This window comes from Paenibacillus sp. NPDC101420 (assembly GCF_050277435.1).
Classification (GTDB): domain Bacteria; phylum Bacillota; class Bacilli; order Paenibacillales; family Paenibacillaceae; genus Paenibacillus_AQ.
The window spans coordinates 272966-293927 of the sequence record NZ_JBNNSE010000002.1; the positions used below are offsets into that span (position 1 = coordinate 272966).

Consider the following 20962-nt stretch of genomic DNA (forward strand, 5'->3'; position numbering starts at 1 on the left):
GTTCCATGCAAGTGTGTGAACGTCCGATTCAGCATATATAAATATTTTGAGGGAGGTTATGGTGTACATGAAGGCTATTCGAACAAGCACACTTTTAACGCTGATGCTTATCGTAGTACTCAGTCTTAGCTTAGCTGGATGCGGAGGGAATAACGGGAATAATGAAGGATCCTCACCAGCGCCAAGTGAAAATGCAACCGCTACCAATGCTGCGGCAACAGATGAGCCCGCTGCAGATCCTACAGCTGAACCGGAGAAGATATTAGATCCTTATACTGTTAAGTTAATCTATGTCGGTGCCGTTCAAAAGGATGAGCAGGTTGTAGAAGACGCTATCAATAAGCTTCTGGAACCTAAAATTAACGCCAAATTGGATATTGCACCGATCGACTGGGGTCCATGGGACAATGATGTTAATCTGAAGATTGCCAGTCAGGAGAAATTCGATATTATTTTTACAGCCCAATGGAAAAATTATGTAACCAATTCAGCTAAAGGCGCTTACCTCCCACTTAATGATGATAACGGCAAGTATGGCAATCTATTGAACGAATATGGCCAAGGGATTCTTAAAAATCTTGACCCGCAATTCTTAAAAGGTTCTGCGATCAATGGTGTGAATTATGCCGTTCCTACGAATAAGGAGCTAGCAGCACAAGGCGGGATCGTTTATCGCTCCGATATTGCTGATGAACTGGGTATTGATATGACGAATGTAAAGACCATTCAAGATTTGGATGCCGTGCTCAAAGTCGTAAAGGAGAAGAGACCAGACCTAACCCCACTGTACTTCAAACAAGGAGAGACCTTTAACTCTCAGTACATGGCGCAGTACGATACGCTTGGTGATGCTTCAATTCCGGGCGTTCTGCTTAAGGATTCATCGGATACTAAAATTCAATCCATGATTGAACTGGATCGTTATAAAGAAATCATCAAGCTTACTCGTGAATATATGAAGAAAGGTTATATTAACAAAGATGCGGCCGTGGCTACAAATTCTACGCAAGATGCAATGAAGGCCGGTAATGTCTTTATGACAGTACAATCACTTAAACCTGGTAAAGATAGTGAATTGGCTAATGCTACAGGTTTGGTCGGAAAACTGAAACAAATTGCTTTTAACGAACCGACGATTTCTACTAGTGATGCAGCAGGATCAATGTTAGCGATCTCCGCTTCCTCGGGTGATCCAGCTCGTGCCATGATGGTATTAGATCTTTTGCACACGGATAAAGAAATCAATAATCTGCTCGTATTTGGTGTAAAAGGTGTCCATTATGATGTCGTTAGCGGTGATACGATTAAAGCTACTGACAAAACGGGTGACTATAATACCGCTGCCGCCTGGATGCTTGGAAGCCAATTCCTGAATCCTGTATGGGAAAGTGAAGCTCCAGACAAATGGGAGCAATTCAAGGCCTTCAACTCCAAAGGTAAAGCTTCTGTTGCGCTCGGTTTTAACTTCGACGCATCCTCTATGAAGACTGAAATGGCAGCTTGTAAAGCTGTTATGGATGAATATGACATCAGTTTGGATACGGGTTCTGTTGATCCCGATACCGTATTGACTAAGTACGCCGACAAGCTGAAGAAAGCCGGACTTGATAAGATTATTGCAGAGAAACAAAAACAACTAGATGCTTTCTTGGCTGCTCAAAAATAAATACTTTAAATGAAACTAAAAGGCTATCCCCGGCATGATTAATGCGCTGGGGATAGCCTTTATTGTACGCTTGGTGAATAGGTTAGCGGAAAGAAGTATCTATTTTTTGCACTACCTGAATGGCAAGTGACCAAGCCTGCTCGGGATCTAGCTTACCTTGCTCGGCTTTGGTTAAATACTCGAGCATATTTGTTTCTACATCGGCGTGGTGCGGACCGTAGTAGGTGGGAACTACTTCTTGTGCTGCTGTAGAGAGGACACGTCCAACCTCAGAATTAGGAAAATAGGGATCAGACAGGTTATGGATCTCGGGATCGTCATAAATTTCGGGCGTGGAGGGAAATGCCCCTTCTGACTTAAATGAAATTAGCTGTTGTGCGGGCTCGGTTAACCATTTGATAAGCGCGAATGACTCCTCTGGATGACTGCCTGTTCTAGGCAAGGTAAGGACGGAACCTCCTCGATTAGCGCTATTTCCTGGGATGGTCGTTACATTCCATAATCCGCTGGCTGTTGGAGCACTACTCTTGATATGATCAATCATCCAAGCCGGACAGAGCATCACTGCAAAGTCGCCGTTTAGCAGACCTGCGCCCCAGCGCTGTGTATCTACAGCAATACCTGCGGATAGATTCAGCTTCAGAGCTTGAATTGCAAAGTCCCAAGCCCCTTTTACTGCTGGATTATTTCCTATGATCAGCTCTTGGGAAGTGGGGCTGTAATATTGAAGCTTGGACTGACGCAGAAGGGTTAGATAAAGATTCTCTAAGTCATTGACAAAGGCTTTGCCTGTTGCCTCATGGACTCTAGTGCCGGCTTTGAGGAATTGGTCCCAAGTTTGGATTCGCTTTGCTACTTCTTCAGGTTTGGTAGGGAGTCCAGATAACGCGAAGATGTCAGTCCGATACAACATAGCATAGGGACCAATATCAGTCGGTAATCCGAAGATAAAATCATTACCGAGCACCTCCTGCCATTTCCAACTCAGAAATTGATTCTTTAGATCATTCGCTCCAAATGTTGTTAGATTATAAAAATAATCGGGGAACTGCTTGAAACGATCCAAATAGCTAATATCAATGGCCGCCACATCAGGGGAACTATATCCTGCTGCGAATGAAGTTTGCAGCTTGGCGGGAAGCTGCGTGGAGGTTGAGGTCTGAATATGGATTTCTAGCTCGGGATGCTGCAATTGATACTCTGCTATAAGCGGCTCAAGACCTGATCCAGCCGTAAGCCAGATGTTCAGCTGGATCGGGTCTTGAAGGTCGATATCTTCCTTAGAAGGAGAGATCTGGCAACCGCTTGTATGAAGCAGCAATCCAAAGCTTAACAGGATAGTCAACAACTTAGCATTCACATGCAAGAGAACACACCTCGTCTTTATTTGTTGTGCTTCTGAAATTCCTGAGGAGTCATACCCATGTATTTCTTGAATATGAGGCTGAAGTACGCAGGATCTTTAAAGCCAACTAATTCGCTAACTTCGTAAACTTTGAGCGTAACATTATTTAGCAGTTCTATCGCTTTTTGAATACGAAGCTTGGTAAGAAAACTAGAGAAGCATTCTCCTACATCGTCCTTGAACAGACGGCCCAGATAGGTTGGATTCATGTATAATTCATCTGCAATCATTTTGAGAGAGAGGTTCTCTTGGAGTCGCGAATTCATAGCCTCAATCATCATAGAGATTACCCTGCGTGTAGCCTTCACCTGTAGTTGTTCCGTAAGCTGAGGAGAAGCTGAGCACATGGATACATCACTATAATAGATAACGGGTCGGGTACTATCCTTTTTGAGCTGTTGGCATGCCTGCAGGCTCTCATGATAAGCTGTTGCGAGGGCTCCAAGATCATAGTGAGGGTTGGAGACACCCGCGCTGAAAGGCGATTTCAAGAGGCTAGACAGCTTAATCATCATTTCCTGAGTTAGCGCCTCATCGATTCTTTCGGATTGTTCATCGGGATAAAACAACATGATTATCGCTTCTTGCTCCTCTTGAATGCCGACAACATTAGCGTAAAGCGAAAAACACTCTTCTAATATATTGATTACGGCCGCATACATCGCTTGTTCAGACCAGTACTGTGGCATAACATCACCTAGGTGATTTACAGTAATGATGACAAAAGAATGAAAGGGAGGTATGAGCTGTTCTTCAAAGTAGGGTAATGGAATGCCATAAAGTAGATCAGAAAGGCGTTTTTCCCGAAGATTCTTTTCTCGCAGCTGCGAGACTTGCCTGTGTTGCTTCTTCAATTCCAGACGTTCATACACACTTGTTACGACTTCGAGGATATTTTCAACTGAATTTGGCTTGACCAGATATTCTCGTACACCGTACCTTATGGCTTGGCTGGCATAGGAGAAATCCTGATAACCAGTGAGCAGTATCGTCTCTGTGTCAGGGTGACATTCATGGATATGCTTAGAAAGCTCGAGTCCATCCATGCCAGGCATACGTATGTCTGATATTACAAGGTCAATTGTCTGCTCCTTTAACAGTTGTATCGCTTCTAATCCGTTCTCTACTGAACCAATGATGCTAAAATTATGGTTCGCACTTCCCAGCATTTCTGACAGGGATCGTCGGACAAAACTTTCGTCGTCAACAATTAACACTTTCATCACTTCGCCCCCTACCCTTGATCGAACTGTAATGGAACAGTGACTTTTACGAGTAAGCCTCCGAGCTCGCTGGTTGATAAATGAAGGCCAAATCCATGTCCATAGATTAGTTCTATACGATGATTCAGATTGGAGAGACCGATACCCGTGTGGAGCAGCTTCTCCGGATTAACCTCGCCGCTGATTAAGGCCTCTTCCATTCTTGCCTCGCTCATGCCTTCTCCGTTATCTTCTACTGTTAGCACAAGTGAGTTGCCTTCACTATAGGCCCGGATACGTATAAGCCATTCTTCGCGTAGTGTAGGTTCAAGTCCATGCGTGATAGCATTCTCTACAAGGGGCTGAAGGGTTAGCTTCATAAGCTGCCTATTCATGACCTCAGGATTCACGTGCAGATCAACCTGTAGTTTGTCCTCGTAGCGTAGTTTTTGCAGGTAAATGAACCTTTCTAGTTGTTGTAAATCCTCATCAACCGTAACAAATTCCGATCCACGATCAATGCTGTATCGAAGCAAATCGCTTAGTGCAATAACCATCTGTGACTCTTCTCGCATATGTTTATTAGCCAGTGACCAATAGATGGTGTTCAATGTATTGTAGAGAAAATGAGGGCGAAACTGTGCTTTAAGAGCTACGATCTGAGCTTGTTTTTCACTGATTTGTTTGCTTGAGAGGTCAGCAATCGTATGGTCTAGGTTTTGAAGCATGGAGTTATAGCTTGAGTATAGGATAGCCATTTCTTTATTCATGGTTGTTTTTACAAACGGTAGCGTGGTTCCGCGTTCAACGTTGCTTAGCTTGGTTGCGAGATTACGAAGCGGCTTAGACAGTGTCCACGAGAAAAAGAAGGTAAATAATAACGCTGCGGCCATCCCGAGCAGGCCAATTAAAATAATATTTCTGCGAATGCCATTTAAATCTTTAACAGCTTCTTTAGAATCAATGTAAGCAAAAATGCTCCACTCGCTGTAGGGGGAATAAGCGTAGGATACGAACATATTGCGGGAGTTTATGGTATTTGGGATGATTCGTGCTTTATGATTACTGAATTGACTTAGAATTCTATCATCCATATACAGACCTATCTCATCTGGATCGGTGGAATAAACAATGGTGTTGAAGGAATCAATAATTTGAATTTTCTCATTCTTACCAAGATGAAATTGGCTGACAGCGTTATGGATAACCTCCACAGGAAGGACGAGAAATAGGGTTCCTAGCCGATTTAAATCATTCCAATCATTAATTTGCCTAGCTCCCATGACCACTGGGATCGTGCCGTTCTGCCATACATCTACACCAAACCAGAGCATACGGCCGTTATTCTGGGCTATAGCTGGAAACCAATAGGCGCCGCGGATTTCTCTCTCGCTGTCCCAGATTACTTTTAAGGAGCTGCTGTTGGTATATACCTGATTATCTGAAAGTCCGAGCAGCTTGAACTGGATGTCATAATTGATGGAACGTGTCTGTTGATCGATGTAGCGGGTGATATCCATAGCGTCAGTAGGAGGTGTGCGGGATTCTGCTAAGTCTCCTAGTGTTTCTTGAATCAAGGGACTGAACATGATCGTAGAAGAGAGTTTGTCGTTATCTTGAAGGATAGCGTCCATTTTACCTTGAAGTTGTTTGACGGACTCCAGAATATATTGGTTCGACCGGTTAAGAACGGCTTGGGATGACGATCGGTAGGACAAAAAAATCGTAAAGGCTACGATAGTGAAAATGATCAGTGAGAAACCCATGATTAATTGAACGAGGATGGAGATTTTCTTGGACATGTCATCACCCGCATGAAAAGATATTCTTCCATACATTGTAACAAAAGCAAATGAAAGCGAATATACCTTGCCGTAAAATACACATATTTATATGGATAATCTCATATTTTTCGGGTAGCGGATGAAAGGTTGTTTTTGCTTGTTTTAATACTGGGTTAATCTTTCTTTACTTTAAAATGAAACTTTTTGCGGTCGGATGCGTCTAATACTATGTTTTGTTATAACGAACGTGGCAAAAAGCAATTCTTCCGCTCCGCTGAGAGCGGTTGCGTTTTTGCGGGGAATATAAGAGGAGTATGAAAAAGACAGAGACCTACTTATATTTACAAATAGGAGCAGAGGAGTCATATCATGGATTTGAAGAAATTAACGTTAGTTGCTGTTTTGGCCATATCTCAGGCCGCCTCGGCAGTGCCGGCTTTTGCTGAATCTGTCAATAGTACCTCAGGTAATACCAATGCAGTAGGAGCAGCTGCCACATCTGCGACGGATGTAATGCCAGAAGCTACTGACCCATTGCCGCCAATGCCAACTGAGGTACCAGGGGGAGTCGTATCACCTACACCAACTCCAATGCCTGGGGCAACAGCTGAACCGACGACTGAGCCTACGACAACACCTGAACCTACATCAACACCTGAATCAACGGCTACACCGATCCCTACAGCAACACCTGAAACCACTACACAACCTACACCAACGGATGGTGTTCGTGCTGCAGCTAGTAATCAGCTTGTACTTATGATGAACAGCAACAAAATGTACCAAAACGGCGTTGAGTATTTGGCTAATCAGCCAATGGCCGTGAAGAATGGCGTCTCATACGTTTCGATCCGAGCTATGGTAGAACGCGTAGGTGTGAAATACATTTACGATTATAAAACGAAAGAGACCATTGTTACCAAAGGAAGCGACGTAATGCGCTTTAAAACGGACAGTAAGATCTATTCCGTTAATGGTAAAAATGTGACGATGAAAGGTCCAGCTTACCAAACTAATGGTACATTCATGGTTCCTTTGACGTCCATCACCGGGGCATTAGGCATTCCTTATACCGTTGATAATGTGCAAAAACGAGTAATTCTTACGCTGAACACGAAGCCAAAAGCTTCTTTTACAGTGCCAACTGAAATTTATGCTGGTGATCCTGTGAATTTTGTAACTTCAAGCTCTTCACCGAATGGTACGGCCATTGTCGATGAACGCTGGGAAGGAAATAAGCAAGATATCTATGATACACCAGGATTTTATGTAGTATCCTATTCCGTTATGGATGCGAATGGACAGTGGAGTGATCCTTACTCTGTGACCATCAACGTACTAAAACCAAATACACCGCCAGTCGCTAATTTCACGACAGACAAAGATTCTTACAAGATGGGTGAAATGATCACTTATTCGGATCTAAGCAGCGACCCAGACGGTGATCCAATTGAAGTGACTTGGACGAACAAAGCAGAAGCTTTCTTTACACCAGGTCCAGCAACAGTCGCTATTCAAGTCAAAGATTCACATGGCGCAATCAGCACTTTTGAGAAAACCATTAATATTTCAGATGAAATCTTGTACAGTAAAGAAGATTTCTATAGATTATTCGGTGCTCCGGGTAGCGTATTTAACATCGACGGATCGATGGTTCCAACTTGGCAGAAGGTAGCCTATAATCTTTCTTCTGAGCCATATAACCTTATTCGCAGTAATAGTCCAGAAACAGTGAATACGGAAGGAATCACATATAAAGAAACATCATTCGGCGGAACTCGCTTCTTGGTCCACCATAAGAATAATATGAATATTAAAACGAAGGTGTATGTGATTGCTAAGAATAACAATCTGTACCCTACGACAATTACAACAGAGTATGTAGGCTTTGGCGGTCCAAGTTCATTTCCAGAAGGCACTGGTAAAATGTCTGTGGAACGTTACTGGAAGTCTATGATTACTAGGGAACATTATAAGACAACGGTCCTTCAACCAGGAGAAAGCGTCTCGATTCTTACGGATCTAAACAAAATTGCAATGAAACCAGGCGAGATTGTATCCCTCCAAGCGGATTTGTTTAGCGATTATCCTATTGAATATAATGTCATGATGATCGAAGCGAATAAAGATCCTCTAACTACACTTCCTACACTTCCAATATTGGATCGTGATGGGGTGCATAACCGAGGAACTTATGCTGATTCTACACGCATCATCACGGTTACCGACGAAGTAGGAACAACTCCTGCGAGACTTCTTCTCGGTGACAATTCGAGTGATTTGAATTTGACCGGTGTAGACCCAATGAATGGTACTGAAGCATCCAATGCAGGTAACTTTGGTGTGTTATACAAAATCAAATTCGACCGTGTTGCACCTAATTCATTGATTACGTTTAATCCACGTGGCGGTAATTACATGGGACCAGTCATGGTTAATGGTCAAATCGTACAAATGCCGAATTCAGGAAGTCTCTCTAGTGCTGACATGAACAGTGTGATTTATCGTACTGGCGATTATGGCGGCTCCGTGGAGATTTTGTTCACAGCAGCTTCTGGTAGTAACTTGCCGGTGAATTTCCTGGTTACACCGCTGCCAGCGAAGAAATAACAAAATAGGTCCATCCTTTAAGTTATTTGGGATTCACCTGAAATAAAAGTCCGGCTGAATATTCCGCAAAGGAATACTCAGCTGGACTTTTTGTATTTAAATGTATGATTTTACTCTGATAGACGCTCATACACTTGGTTGTTTCATTGACGGGGCATTTATTTTGGGGCATTATTAAGAGAGTGAAGCATAAATGAAATGAACTGAAATGTAATGGGAGATGAGCGTATGCTGTCGACAGAACAAATATTAGAGGTCATGTCGGGGCAAGGTCTGCGAATCACCGACCAACGCAAAACGCTTGCCAAGTTATTCGGCGAGAATAAGGGTTATTTGTCAGCGAAGGATGTCTATGAGCATATGGGCCGCAAGTATAGCGGACTTAGCTTTGATACCGTGTACCGCAATCTGCGTGTAATGGAAGAGCTTGGTGTACTTGAACAAATCGTCTTTGAAGACGGCGTGAAATTCAAGGGAAGCTGCAATCATCAGGATCACCATCATCATATGATCTGCCTTCAATGCGAGAAAACCTACCCGATTAATTTCTGCCCGATGAATTTAACGGATACACCTGATCAATTCCGGGTAGTCAAGCATAAATTTGAGGTGTTCGGTTATTGCAAGGAATGTGAAGAGAACCGGGAAGAAGAACTAGTCGCAGCAGCTAATCGCAAAAAAGGGGTCTAAGGATGGCTACCCTTCGTAGAACGATTCAGGCTCCCATTCGGGTGTACCGCAAGTACATTTCCCCGATTAAGCCTGCCACTTGTCGCTTCTATCCAACCTGCTCTGCCTATGCACTAGAAGCTATTGAAGTCCATGGTCCACTTAAAGGTTCATGGCTTGCTGCCAAGCGGATTGCTAGATGCCATCCCTTCAATCCAGGGGGACTTGATCCGGTTCCGCTTCTTGAGGAACACCCTACGAAGAAGGATTCTGCTCGCGCGACTTGACACGAGCCCTTGCCATTGGGTATATTCACAGGTAATAGTATGAATTCCGAGGAACGGATGAGTAAATCGGTACGCCCATTACAGAGAGCCGGAACGAGCTGAAAGCCGGTATGGAGCGTTTGATTGAATATGGTCCGGGAGGAACTGTGTTCGAGCGGGAACTGCAATTGAGGTTCACGTAAGATAACGGCGTGTTCCAGCGTTAATGGACAGTTCCCGAGAGGGAACTGGCGAAGCCTGATCTCTGTGAAGAGACAGGAAATTTGGGTGGTATCGCGTGAGTTATACTCTCGCCCCATTAAAGGGGCGGGAGTTTTTTGTCTTTTTATGAAAGAAAGGATGATTAATCAATGAGCGAAAAGAAAACTTTTTACTTAACTACACCTATCTACTATCCGAGTGATAAGCTGCATATCGGACATGCTTATTCTACCGTAGCTGGAGATGCAATGGCCCGCTACAAACGTCTACGCGGCTATGATGTAAGGTATCTTACAGGTACAGATGAGCATGGTCAAAAGATTGAACGGAAGGCAGAGGAAGCAGGCAAAACCCCTCAGCAGTTCGTTGATGACATCGTTGTTGGCATTAAGGAATTATGGCGCAAGCTAGACATCTCCAATGATGACTTTATCCGCACAACGGAAGAACGTCATAAGAAGGTAGTTCAGGATATTTTTGATCGACTGCTCAAGCAAGGTGACATCTATAAAGGCGAATATGAAGGCTGGTACAGTATTCCGGATGAAACCTTCTATACAGAAACACAATTGGTCGATATCGTTCGAGATGACAATGGCGTAATCATTGGTGCAAAAAGCCCTGATAGCGGTCATCCGGTTGAACTTGTGAAGGAAGCGAGTTATTTCTTCCGGATGAGTAAATATGCAGATCGATTGCTGCAATTTTATGAGGAGAATCCGGAGTTTATTTTGCCGGAATCCCGTAAAAACGAAATGATTAACAACTTTATCAAGCCTGGTCTGGAGGATCTTGCGGTTTCCCGTACGACTTTCGATTGGGGTGTTAAGGTTAAAGGGGATGAAAAGCATGTAGTGTACGTATGGATCGATGCATTGACAAATTACATTACTGCTTTGGGTTACGGTTCCGAGGATCGCAGTCTGTACGATAATTTCTGGCCTGCTGATGTGCATATTGTCGGCAAAGAAATCGTCCGTTTCCATACGATTTACTGGCCGATCATTCTAATGGCGCTGGGTGAGCCTCTTCCGAAAAAGGTATTTGCTCATGGTTGGCTGCTCATGAAGGATGGCAAAATGTCAAAATCCAAAGGGAACGTAGTAGATCCAGTTACATTAATCGATCGTTACGGCCTGGATGCACTTCGTTATTATCTGCTACGAGAAGTACCATTTGGTTCGGATGGTACATTCACACCGGAAAGCTTTGTAGATCGGGTTAACTATGATCTTGCTAATGACCTTGGTAACCTGTTGAACCGGACAGGTGCGATGGTAGAGAAGTATTTCGGTGGAGAGCTTCCAGCGTATGAAGGAAATGTAACAGCATTTGATGGTGAGCTTCAAGCTGCGGCAGAGAATACTTATGCCAAAGTAGAAGAAGCGATGGAAAAAATGGAGTTCTCCGTAGCGCTAACAGCGATCGGGATCTTTATCAGCCGCACCAATAAATATATTGATGAGACACAGCCTTGGGTGCTTGCTAAGGATGAGAGCAGAACAGCTGAGTTGGCTTCCGTAATGAGACATCTTGTGGAAGGTCTTCGCACCGCTTCCATTCTACTGCAGCCGTTCTTGACGCAAACCCCAGCAAAGATTTGGGAACAGCTTGGCATCGAAGTTGGTGAATTAACGACATGGGACAGCGGCAAGACCTTTGGTCTGATTCCGGCAGGAACAAAGCTGGTGAAAGGCAATCCAATCTTCCCACGCCTGGATGTGGAGCAAGAGGTAGCTTATATCGCCGAAGCCATGGGCGCTGGTAAACCGGCTGCTGAAGCGACCGAAGCAGCATCTGCGGCTCCTGAGGTTTCCGAGCCTGAGGAAGAGCATAAAGAAGAGATCGGCATCGACGATTTCGCCAAGGCTGAGCTTCGGGTAGCTCAGGTCATTGCAGCTGAGCCTGTGAAGAAAGCCGACAAGCTGCTGAAGCTGCAGCTGGATCTAGGTTATGAGCAGCGTCAAGTCGTTTCTGGTATCGCAAAGTTTTACACACCGGAAGAGCTGGTAGGCCAAAAAGTGATTTGTATTGTGAACCTGAAGCCAGTGAAACTGCGCGGAGAATTATCCCAAGGGATGATTTTAGCGGCTTCTAAAGGTGATCAGTTAACCATCGCCACAGTTCCAGACAGCATGCCAAATGGAGCTATTGTGAAGTAAGATTCGTTATGTAGAATCTATATATGTAATTGCTATATAAGAAAGGGAATGCTCCTTCAGCCAGCTAGGCTGTGGGAACATTCCTTTTTCAACGTATAAGCAGGGATAAAATTCAGAATCATCTTATTAGGATTTATTGTTGACTTATCGTAATGATTACTATTATACTTCTAATAGTAAAGATTACGATTTGAGAGGGAGATCAATTTAATGGTTGCTATGAAGTCACGAATAAGTCTGCTTATACTTGCATTGGTGCTTGTATTTACACTCACTGCATGTGGACCTAAGAGCAGTGGAAGTATAGTTGAAGGGAAAGTAAATGTTGTAACTACTTTTTATCCTATTTATGAGTTTACTCGGGAAATTGGTGGAGATGATATAAATGCCATTAACCTTCTTCCGGTGGGTGTAGAGCCGCATGATTGGACACCACGCAGTCAGGATATTGTCAATACCTCCAAAGCGCAATTGTTCTTGTACAATGGAGCAGGGCTTGAGGGATGGGTTCCTAATTTTCTAAAAGGACTTGATAGCAGCAGTAAAGTGGAAGCTGTTGAAGTAAGTAAAGGTGTTGATTTAATAATGACCGATGAAGATGACGGACATGATCATGGGGGAAGCGGCGAAGAGGATCATCACGAAGATGATGCTGATCATAATAGCCATTCTTCTGAGGACAGCCTTCATACGGACCCACATACCTGGGTAAGTCCGAAATCAGCGATCATCATGGCGCGCAATATAAAAGAAAGCCTTCAATCTGTGGACCCTGAGCATAAAGATGGTTATGAAGAGCGTTATAATAAGCTTGCTGAACGTTTACAGGCTTTGGATAGTAAATTTGAACAGGAGCTTACCAAGCTGCCTAACCACAAAATTGTAGTTTCACACCAAGCTTTTGCCTACCTTGCCCGTGACTATAAGCTTGAGCAGCATGCGATTATGGGATTATCCCCAGACGCTGAGCCGCGTGGACAGGATTTAGTAAACCTGGCGAAGATGGTTAAAGAGGAAAAAATTAAATACATCTTTTTTGAAGAGCTTGTCTCCGATAAACTGGCTAAGACGTTAGCGGCTGAAGCTGGTGTGTCTACTATGGTTCTTAATCCGGTAGAGGGTCTTACTGCGGAGCAAGAAAAGAACGGGGATAACTACTTCACCTTGATGGAGAAAAATTTGCAAAATCTGATTATGGCTTTACAATAAAAAGGAAAGTATAAGGAAAAGGCGGTGCTAAAGCATGCAATCGGTATCCTTGGACTGCCATCAGCATATCATCGATATACAGGATCTTTCTTTTTCATATGGTGAACAGAAGGTGATCTCGAATCTTAACTATAGTGTAAGAGAACGAGACTTCCTTGGTATCATTGGTTCTAATGGCGCTGGTAAAACAACACTGATGAAGATGATCGTCGGTTTGCTTCCGGCAAGCAGTGGTGAAATCAAACTATTTGGAACGCCTGTCCGCAAGTTTAAAGACTGGGAACGGATAGGTTATGTTCCACAAAAGAACGCCTTCAACCCGCTGTTTCCAGCAACGGTGCGTGAAGTAGTGCTATCTGGTTTGTACAACAACAAGAATCTTATTCGAAGAGTATCTAAGGCTCAGCATCGTCAGTGCGAAGATGCACTTGAAGTGATGCGGATACAGGATATTGCGGAGAAAAGAGTAGGCCAGCTATCGGGCGGCCAGCAGCAGCGTGTATTTCTAGCACGTGCGTTGATCAACCATCCGGATCTGCTGATTTTGGATGAGCCTACAGTCGGTATTGATGCTGAATCACAAGCAGGATTCTTTGAATTAATTACACATATGCATGCCCATCATCATATGACATTCCTAATGGTGTCGCATGATATTGACATGATTAAGAATTACTTAGGGAATGAACCTGTGCAAACGAACGGTAAGATTAACTTTTTCTCCCGTCATTCTCATGATTTGCAGAATTGTACAGAGGAGAACCTGCAGCACACGCTCTCTTAGGTCATAGTTAAACTCTGGTAGTAAAAGGGAACACTCGATTATTGGGGGCGTACATAGAGCGTGGGAGCAGGGTTTCCCTCATCTTTAATCCTTTCCGTATATTAAATACCGCGACGCTGTAAGCGTGCCCCGTTAGGGGCGAAAGCGATCTTTCCCCGATTGATCTAAGTTCAGTAACCCCACCTCCTATGCCAGTTGCACTTGACGGGTGTCCAGAGGGCAGAGCCCTTGGGGCCCTTCCTTAGGAGGGAGGGTTTGGGAGGAATCGAAAAAAGATTTTAATAAAAGCTTTTAAAAATGTTTCAATTGTTCTACGGAGGAGAGTTAAAGTTGGAAATTCTATTTAGCGATTTTTTTCAGCGAGCGCTTGCGGGCGGTCTTCTGATAGGCATTACAGCGCCGCTTATAGGCGTTTTTCTTGTGCTCAGACGTTTATCAATGATTGGGGATACGCTGGCTCATGTTACGATTGCCGGTGTGGCACTTGGTTTTTTGACAGGATTTTACCCGCTGGGAGCAGGTCTTATTTTTGCAGTGGTGGCTTCCTTCGCTATAGAGAAGCTGCGCAAGGCTTATAAGAGTTATGCAGAGCTCTCGATAGCCATAATTATGTCGGGCGGAGTGGCTTTAGCCTCACTCTTTTTCACTTTAGGAAAAGGTTATAATGCAGATGTAATGAGTTACTTGTTCGGTAGCATTTATACGTTAGACAATACCGATTTAATCGTAGTAGGGATCGTAACGATAGCAGTTGTAGTAGTAGTATCTCTGTTTTTTAAGGAGTTCTTCTTACTTAGCTTTGAAGAGGATGCTGCGAGTGTCAGCGGACTCCCAGTGAAGCTGCTTAACATGTTGATTACCATTCTGACGGCGCTTGTAATCAGTACTGCGATTAAAATTGTTGGATCTTTGCTAGTATCAGCTCTACTGACCATTCCTGTGGCCATCAGCTTATTGTTATCTCGAAGCTTTAAATCCTCAGTCATTCTATCCGTCATCATTTCGGAAATTGCTGTTGTAGGCGGATTAGTGGTTGCAGGAATTTGGAATCTGGCCCCTGGTGCAACCATTGTGCTTTTACTCATATCACTATTAGTGTTGACTTTGATCGGTAAAAAGGGTTTGCCAGCATAAACAGCGAATAAAATATAGGGTATGCCCTGAAGTGATTCGAATGCTGGAAGGAGAGCCGCTACCTTGTCTAATATCAATGCAGGAATAGCCTTAGCAGCAGGGGTAGCATCATTTATATCACCCTGCTGCTTACCGCTTTATCCCTCTTATTTATCGTATATTACCGGATTATCCGTTCAGCAATTGAAGTCAGGTAGCAATACCAAAGAGGTCCGTATACGCACAATAACCCATACATTGGCATTTATTTTAGGTTTTTCAGCGGTTTTTTACACCTTAGGATTTGGTGCAGGACTATTTGGACAATTTTTTAATGGACAGCGTGATCTGATCCGGCAATTATCGGCGATTTTGATTATTGTGATGGGATTATTTTTGCTTGGGATCTTTCAGCCGCAATTTCTACTTCGCGAACGTAAGCTTGATTTAAAATGGAAGCCGGCGGGTTATGTGGGATCCTTTATTTTTGGTATCGGTTTTTCAGCGGGCTGGTCTCCATGTATTGGACCGATTCTGACTGCGATTATCGCACTTTCTGCAAGTGAGCCTGGCACGTGGTTTACATTAATTACGGCTTATAGCATAGGGTTCGCATTGCCATTCTTTGTCTTAGCCTTCTTTCTTGGAGGAGCCAGACGCATCCTTAAATATTCAAATGTGCTGATGAAGATTGGTGGCGTTCTCATGGTATTTATGGGCGTTCTGCTCTTTACAGATCAAATGTTTCGGATCACAGTTTGGCTACAGGGAATCACACCAGATTGGCTCATTTTTTAAGTGAAATAATCAATTCCTGCTTCTGGAAAATGTTCGAATATCCGCTCTGTGATAAACTCTCGCAGGGCGGTTTGCTGTTCATCTGGATAGACATATTTATTTTGTCCCCAGCGTCCCCATTTCTTCTTACGCTTCTCCATGTCCATTTCTAGCTTGGATTTGGGGTAGCGCTTCTCTATAACCGTCTTAGCGGTTTTGGTGAATCGATGCTGAATCATTTCGAAGGTTAATCCTTTTCCGACTTCAGGGGGGAGGGTCTGGGCTAACTTGGCCAGTAGCTCAGCATAACCTTCTTGCCAGCCGTCATACCAAATAATTGGAGCAATGATAAAGCCAAGAGGATAACCCGCCCGTGCTACCTTTCCAGCGGCTTCAATACGCTCCTCAAAGCGGGAGGTGGCAGGCTCGAAATTTTTAATTACATAATCTGCGTTCACGCTGAAGCGAACTCGGGTATGTCCGTTATGTTCCAAAGCAAGCAGTGGTTCAACATGTTGGTATTTGGTCACAAAGCGCAGACGGCCAAGGGGTTCTTTTGCCATAAATGTAATCAGTTCTGCCAGAGAGCCGGTAATATGCTCAAGTCCTAAAGGATCTGATGTGCAGGCAGCTTCAAAAGTGGTGATTTCTGGATTGCGCTCCTCAATATATTTTTTGGCAGCATCTATAATGTCATCTGTGTTTACATATACGCGAATGTAGGGCTTTGCTCCTAAGGTAGTCTGCAAATAGCAATAATGGCAGTGCCCCATACAGCCGGTGGCAATGGGAATAGCATAATCAGCCGATGGCTTGGATTGGTCAAATTTCAAAGTTTTGCGTAGGCCGACAACAAGCGTTCTTTTGGCAATTTTATATTGCTCGACCTCAGTTTCACCAGGGAAATTCATAATACGATTATGTGATGTGGTCATACGATATGGGATATTGTTAGCCTTTACCCATTCCATTATTTTTTCACCTTTAGGGTAATTTAAAGCATTCGGTTCAAAGAAAACAAGCTCTGGAAGAAAAAGTGCAGTAGGTTTTCTGGGTCTTTTTACAGTAGAGGGCTCTGGCGTCACTATGGTCATAAATTCACGCTCCTTTTGAATGACGAGTATGTTTATTATGTCTAACTCAGCCCCAATAGAAGCATGGCAAACATGTGCAACTCATCTGTAAGTTCCTTTGAAGGACTTGCCAAGGTGCGTTAGAAACATGTATCATTGTTAGAGCAAGGTTTGGCCCGGCGCCATGCTTATTATAGAAAAGAGGTAAAGTTTAATGCCAACACCCAGCATGGAGGATTATTTGGAGCGCATATACAAGCTCATAGATGAGAAAGGTTATGCGCGGGTCTCGGATATTGCCGAGGGACTGGAAGTACACCCCTCCTCTGTGACCAAGATGATCCAAAAACTGGATAAGGACGAATATCTCATCTATGAGAAATATCGTGGGCTTGTCCTAACCAACAAAGGGAAAAAAGTAGGAAAACGTCTGGTTGATCGCCATCAACTATTGGAGGAATTCCTCGGATTGATCGGAGTACAGCAGGAATACATTTATAATGATGTTGAAGGAATCGAGCATCACTTAAGTTGGGATTCGATTACGCGTATTGAAACATTGGTAGAATATTTCCGCCGCGACGAAGAACGTGTACAGACTTTATATGCGATTCACAACGAACTGACAAGCGATTCTTGAAATGTTTTTCCCGAAACGGATACTGTCCTAAAAGTTATGCGCAGCAAGGCTTTCGTGAGCATAATCAGTGGATAGTATAGCCGTTTCTATTTTGTTTAGTGCAACCTTTCCCAGTTTTTAGCGTCAAAACGGATACAGTCCTTTTAAAAATATAAGAGAGTATGAGTTTTATTCGGTACTTCTTATATTTTTTGCAGAGACAGATAACCCCTTTTTAGAAGGAGGCATTCTCTCATCTGCTTGAAGGATTTATCCGTTTTTTCTTATTTTTTGGATACATATTTTTTAGATTTGGGGAGGAATTATGAATTATCGTAAATGGATGTTGAGCTTGTTAGTACTTATGTTGTTTCTGCCTTTATGGTCTCCTGGTGCACGCGCGGCAGCGGTGCAAATTACGATTGAACTGGATGGAGAGGCGCTGATTAGTGATGTGCCTCCGTATATCACAACGTCTAATGTAACGATGGTGCCAATAAGTGTGATCAGTAAAGGATTAAATGCCGGCGTAGTATGGAATCAAAATAGTAAGACTGTAACGATCACTCAAGGAGATACGGTTCTCAAGCTGACCAGTGGCCTGAAAAACGCATGGGTAAACGATACTTCGGTAGCGCTGGATACATCCGTGCAGATTAAGCAGGGGCGGGTAATGGTACCCATTCGTTTTGTAAGTGAGCAATTGGGACTGCAGGTGTTATGGGATCAGGTTAATAAGCATATTTCCTTGATCTCCAACACTGAACCACCACAATCTGTCGATCCAGAAAAACCAACGACACCAACGACACCAACAGTGCCGACGTTACCGACTATCCCTGGTGGATCGACTGGTAAGGAGATGAAGGGGGCTTGGATCTCTACCGTATTCAACCTGGACTGGCCTTCAACGTCTTCGGCAGGAAATGAAGCGAAACAAAAGCAGGAGTTTGATAATTTGTTAGACAAGCTAAAGGCTGTTGGCTTTAATGCTGTATTTGTTCAGGTTAGACCTTCAGCAGATAGTCTGTATCCATCGACTTTAGTTCCTTGGTCTAAGGTATTGACGGGTACACAAGGGAAGAATCCGGGATATGATCCTCTAAGCTATATGGTCAGTGCTGCGCATTCCCGCGGCATGCAGTTTCATGCTTGGTTCAACCCATTCCGTGCAACGACGGATGCTTCCACCTCAGCGTTAGCAAGTAACCATGTGGCAAAAGCACATCCAGAATGGATTGTGAATGCCGATGGTAAGAAATACATTAATCCAGGTATTCCGGAGGTTCGCCAGCATATCATCGACACGGTGATGGAAGTGGTTAAAGGTTACGATATCGATGGTGTCCATTTGGATGATTACTTTTATCCTTCAAATGTTACTTTTGCCGATGATGCTGCTTATTCTACCTATAATACGAAAAAGCTTTCTAAAGCTGATTGGCGCCGAGATAATATTAATGAATTTGTGCGTCAGTTGGGAGAACAGATTCATAAGGTGAAGCCAAAGGCTTCTTATGGAATCAGTCCTTTTGGAGTATGGCGAAATATTAAAAATGATAGTACAGGTTCGGACACGACTGCAGGGGTATCTGCTTATGACAGCATGTATGCGGATGTTCGGACATGGATTAAGCAGGGCTGGATTGATTATGTCGCTCCGCAAATTTATTGGAGTTTGTCCTTTAGCACAGCTCGTTATGACAAGTTAGTAGATTGGTGGGTAAAAGAAGTCGAGAATACGAATGTTAAACTCTACATCGGGTTAGCTGGTTATAAGGTCGGAGCCAGTGATCAAAAGGCTGAATGGCAAAGTGGAGATCAAATTATTAATCAGCTCAAATATAATGAGAAGTACGAAGAGGTTGCAGGTAGTATTATGTTTAGAGCGAATGACGTCGTAGTCCGCAATCCGTTCGGATTGTCGAGCTTACTGACCTTTTATTTTAAATCCTAATAGTTTAGCTGTTATTCATAAGGAGTCATGAATGTTCCCCTGTGCTCATAGATAAGCAATAGAATCTATGGGAAACGGGGGATTTTTGTGTATGGAGATTAACGCAGTATTTGAAGGAGGAGGCGTAAAGGGGATTTCTCTTGCGGGAGCAGTTGAAGCTACAGAAAGGGCAGGCTGGACTTTTAAAAGGGTAGCAGGAACCTCCTCAGGTTCGATTGTAGCCACTTTACTAGCAGCGGGCTATGAAGGGGAGGAAATGTGTCGGATAATCCAAGGAACATCCTTTTCATCGTTTCTGAAGCGAGGTCCCATTTATAATACGGCTATCGTTGGTCCTGCGCTGCGAGTGTTATTGAAGAAAGGATTATATTCTGGAGAAGCCTTGGAGTCCTGGATAAGAGCATTATTACTGAAAAAGGGGATCATCACCTTCCGTGATCTGCCTGCCGGTAAATTATCTATCATCGCATCCGATATCACAAATGGAAGGATATTGGTCTTGCCAGATGGCTTAGAGCAGTATGGGATCTCTCCGGAGCATTTTGAAGTGGCCAAGGCAGTGCGAATGAGCTGCAGCATTCCTTATTTTTTTGATCCTGTGATGTTAAGACTAAACGGGCAGGCAGCAAGAGGGAAATCCTTTGCCGAGCAGTTTGTGTATGTTGTAGATGGTGGGCTCTTGAGTAATTTTCCTTTGTGGCTATTTGACAGCAAGAATAATGGGAGCAAACAACCTGGGAGCAGAATTCCTACGGTAGGTTATCAAACGGTAGGTAAGACCGATCCACAGCCGCATAAAATTAGAGGGCCATTCAGTATGCTCCAAGCTATGGTAACCACCATGCTCTCTGCTCATGATGAGAAGTTTATTGAAGGGGATAAATTTGTTCGTACGGTAAAAATTCCTACGCTTGGGATTGGGACGACTCAATTTGAAATTACAAAAGCGCAAAGCGATGAAATGTATGCTGCTGGACTTAAAGCAGGAGAAGATTTCTTTAAGGAGTGGCGACCAAGATAACGAGCGAGGTATCCATATGAGAAAAAAGCATCCCGCACGTTACTTAAAACGTGGAGATGCTTTTTGGAGTTCTTATGAAGTTAGTGATACTTCGGAAGCTGATCATCATTTTTCCCTTTACTTCCTTCGATCACTTGGAAAGGATAGCTTTTGCGTTTGCCTGGTGCAGCTTGAGTCTTGCGAATTCCTGCTACCTTTGACATGGTCTTCTGGGAAGGCTTCACTTTAACCTTAGATCCACTGCTGCTACGAGCGTATTTGCCTGGTCCCATTTTTTTGTAAGCATAATAAATGATTGCTAACAGTACTAGGGGGAGAATCAGCTTCGACAGCGTAAAGAAGGGCTCAGTCAAGACTCCAATCACAAAACCGAAAATCGCAAGCGTAACCGTAATCCAAAAAATTAAAGCATGCCTGATCATA

The 20962-nt window shown here is 43.6% G+C and carries 17 protein-coding genes; 12 read left to right on the forward strand and 5 right to left on the reverse strand.

The window, feature by feature from the left end:
* Positions 1–67: 67 nt before the first annotated feature.
* Entirely contained in the window at positions 68–1666 is a 1599-nt protein-coding gene (locus ACQKMP_RS09965) for an ABC transporter substrate-binding protein (protein ID WP_339242890.1), read from the forward strand.
* A gap of 82 nt (positions 1667–1748) precedes the next feature.
* Here ACQKMP_RS09965 and ACQKMP_RS09970 read toward each other — a convergent pair whose 3' ends face one another.
* The 3 genes from ACQKMP_RS09970 to ACQKMP_RS09980 are packed head-to-tail and all read right to left on the reverse strand — an operon-like array spanning position 1749 to position 6075.
* Positions 1749–3026, reverse strand: a complete 1278-nt coding sequence (locus ACQKMP_RS09970; RefSeq protein ID WP_341124465.1) for an ABC transporter substrate-binding protein — start codon at positions 3024–3026, stop codon at positions 1749–1751.
* Positions 3027–3049: 23 nt separating this feature from the next.
* The gene (locus tag ACQKMP_RS09975; RefSeq protein WP_427469318.1) at positions 3050–4294 is read right to left on the reverse strand and encodes a response regulator; all 1245 of its coding nucleotides are present in this window, start codon (positions 4292–4294) and stop codon (positions 3050–3052) included.
* Positions 4295–4305: 11 nt separating this feature from the next.
* The gene (locus ACQKMP_RS09980; protein WP_427469319.1) at positions 4306–6075 is read right to left on the reverse strand and encodes a sensor histidine kinase; all 1770 of its coding nucleotides are present in this window, start codon (positions 6073–6075) and stop codon (positions 4306–4308) included.
* Positions 6076–6426: 351 nt separating this feature from the next.
* Between ACQKMP_RS09980 and ACQKMP_RS09985 the strand changes: the two genes are divergently transcribed.
* The 8 genes from ACQKMP_RS09985 to ACQKMP_RS10020 all read left to right on the forward strand — a co-directional run bounded on the left by ACQKMP_RS09985 (position 6427) and on the right by ACQKMP_RS10020 (position 15890).
* A complete protein-coding gene (locus tag ACQKMP_RS09985; protein ID WP_076300851.1) occupies positions 6427–8667 on the forward strand; it encodes a copper amine oxidase N-terminal domain-containing protein in 2241 nt (746 codons plus the stop codon).
* Positions 8668–8895: 228 nt separating this feature from the next.
* Complete coding sequence (locus ACQKMP_RS09990) at positions 8896–9357, forward strand: Fur family transcriptional regulator (protein ID WP_042190503.1); 462 nt, start codon at positions 8896–8898, stop codon at positions 9355–9357.
* 2 nt (positions 9358–9359) lie between these two features.
* Positions 9360–9623 carry a membrane protein insertion efficiency factor YidD gene (yidD, locus tag ACQKMP_RS09995; protein ID WP_427469320.1) on the forward strand — a complete coding sequence of 88 codons (264 nt, stop codon included), beginning with the start codon at positions 9360–9362 and terminating at the stop codon, positions 9621–9623.
* Positions 9624–9973: 350 nt separating this feature from the next.
* Positions 9974–11986: a methionine--tRNA ligase gene (metG, locus tag ACQKMP_RS10000; RefSeq protein ID WP_427469321.1), complete on the forward strand. Its 2013-nt coding sequence runs from the start codon at positions 9974–9976 to the stop codon at positions 11984–11986.
* Between the two features lie 210 nt (positions 11987–12196).
* Positions 12197–13195 (forward strand): metal ABC transporter solute-binding protein, Zn/Mn family, encoded by a 999-nt coding sequence (locus ACQKMP_RS10005; protein ID WP_076284469.1) that lies wholly within the window; start codon positions 12197–12199, stop codon positions 13193–13195.
* 34 nt (positions 13196–13229) lie between these two features.
* Positions 13230–13979: a metal ABC transporter ATP-binding protein gene (locus ACQKMP_RS10010; protein ID WP_042190495.1), complete on the forward strand. Its 750-nt coding sequence runs from the start codon at positions 13230–13232 to the stop codon at positions 13977–13979.
* Positions 13980–14309: 330 nt separating this feature from the next.
* On the forward strand, positions 14310–15113 hold the full coding sequence (locus ACQKMP_RS10015; RefSeq protein ID WP_427469322.1) for a metal ABC transporter permease: 804 nt from the start codon (positions 14310–14312) through the stop codon (positions 15111–15113).
* 63 nt (positions 15114–15176) lie between these two features.
* The gene (locus tag ACQKMP_RS10020; protein ID WP_042129852.1) at positions 15177–15890 is read left to right on the forward strand and encodes a cytochrome c biogenesis CcdA family protein; all 714 of its coding nucleotides are present in this window, start codon (positions 15177–15179) and stop codon (positions 15888–15890) included.
* Here ACQKMP_RS10020 and splB read toward each other — a convergent pair.
* A complete protein-coding gene (gene splB / locus ACQKMP_RS10025) occupies positions 15887–16963 on the reverse strand; it encodes a spore photoproduct lyase (protein WP_379424439.1) in 1077 nt (358 codons plus the stop codon). The two genes, ACQKMP_RS10020 and splB, sit on opposite strands and share 4 nt — an antisense overlap.
* Before the next feature lie 193 nt (positions 16964–17156).
* On the opposite strand from splB, the gene mntR reads away from it, so the two are divergent.
* The 3 genes from mntR (at position 17157) to ACQKMP_RS10040 (ending at position 20539) form a co-directional block, all read left to right on the forward strand.
* A complete protein-coding gene (gene mntR / locus ACQKMP_RS10030; RefSeq protein WP_042190488.1) occupies positions 17157–17582 on the forward strand; it encodes a transcriptional regulator MntR in 426 nt (141 codons plus the stop codon).
* A 304-nt stretch (positions 17583–17886) separates the two neighbouring features.
* A complete protein-coding gene (locus ACQKMP_RS10035) occupies positions 17887–19518 on the forward strand; it encodes a family 10 glycosylhydrolase (RefSeq protein WP_427469323.1) in 1632 nt (543 codons plus the stop codon).
* A gap of 91 nt (positions 19519–19609) precedes the next feature.
* On the forward strand, positions 19610–20539 hold the full coding sequence (locus tag ACQKMP_RS10040; protein WP_341124472.1) for a patatin-like phospholipase family protein: 930 nt from the start codon (positions 19610–19612) through the stop codon (positions 20537–20539).
* An 80-nt stretch (positions 20540–20619) separates the two neighbouring features.
* Here ACQKMP_RS10040 and ACQKMP_RS10045 read toward each other — a convergent pair whose 3' ends face one another.
* Positions 20620–20961 carry a hypothetical protein gene (locus ACQKMP_RS10045; RefSeq protein WP_042190481.1) on the reverse strand — a complete coding sequence of 114 codons (342 nt, stop codon included), beginning with the start codon at positions 20959–20961 and terminating at the stop codon, positions 20620–20622.
* Between the last annotated feature and the right edge of the window lies 1 nt (position 20962).

Coding starts and splice junctions, on each gene's coding strand:
- ACQKMP_RS09965 (WP_339242890.1), top strand. CDS start 68: ATGAAGGCTATTCGAACAAGCACACTTTTAACGCTGATGCTTATCGTA.
- ACQKMP_RS09975 (WP_427469318.1), bottom strand. CDS start 4,294: ATGAAAGTGTTAATTGTTGACGACGAAAGTTTTGTCCGACGATCCCTG.
- ACQKMP_RS09980 (WP_427469319.1), bottom strand. CDS start 6,075: ATGTCCAAGAAAATCTCCATCCTCGTTCAATTAATCATGGGTTTCTCA.
- ACQKMP_RS09985 (WP_076300851.1), top strand. CDS start 6,427: ATGGATTTGAAGAAATTAACGTTAGTTGCTGTTTTGGCCATATCTCAG.
- ACQKMP_RS09990 (WP_042190503.1), top strand. CDS start 8,896: ATGCTGTCGACAGAACAAATATTAGAGGTCATGTCGGGGCAAGGTCTG.
- yidD (WP_427469320.1), top strand. CDS start 9,360: ATGGCTACCCTTCGTAGAACGATTCAGGCTCCCATTCGGGTGTACCGC.
- metG (WP_427469321.1), top strand. CDS start 9,974: ATGAGCGAAAAGAAAACTTTTTACTTAACTACACCTATCTACTATCCG.
- ACQKMP_RS10005 (WP_076284469.1), top strand. CDS start 12,197: ATGGTTGCTATGAAGTCACGAATAAGTCTGCTTATACTTGCATTGGTG.
- ACQKMP_RS10010 (WP_042190495.1), top strand. CDS start 13,230: ATGCAATCGGTATCCTTGGACTGCCATCAGCATATCATCGATATACAG.
- splB (WP_379424439.1), bottom strand. CDS start 16,963: ATGACCATAGTGACGCCAGAGCCCTCTACTGTAAAAAGACCCAGAAAA.
- mntR (WP_042190488.1), top strand. CDS start 17,157: ATGCCAACACCCAGCATGGAGGATTATTTGGAGCGCATATACAAGCTC.
- ACQKMP_RS10035 (WP_427469323.1), top strand. CDS start 17,887: ATGAATTATCGTAAATGGATGTTGAGCTTGTTAGTACTTATGTTGTTT.
- ACQKMP_RS10040 (WP_341124472.1), top strand. CDS start 19,610: ATGGAGATTAACGCAGTATTTGAAGGAGGAGGCGTAAAGGGGATTTCT.
- ACQKMP_RS10045 (WP_042190481.1), bottom strand. CDS start 20,961: ATGATCAGGCATGCTTTAATTTTTTGGATTACGGTTACGCTTGCGATT.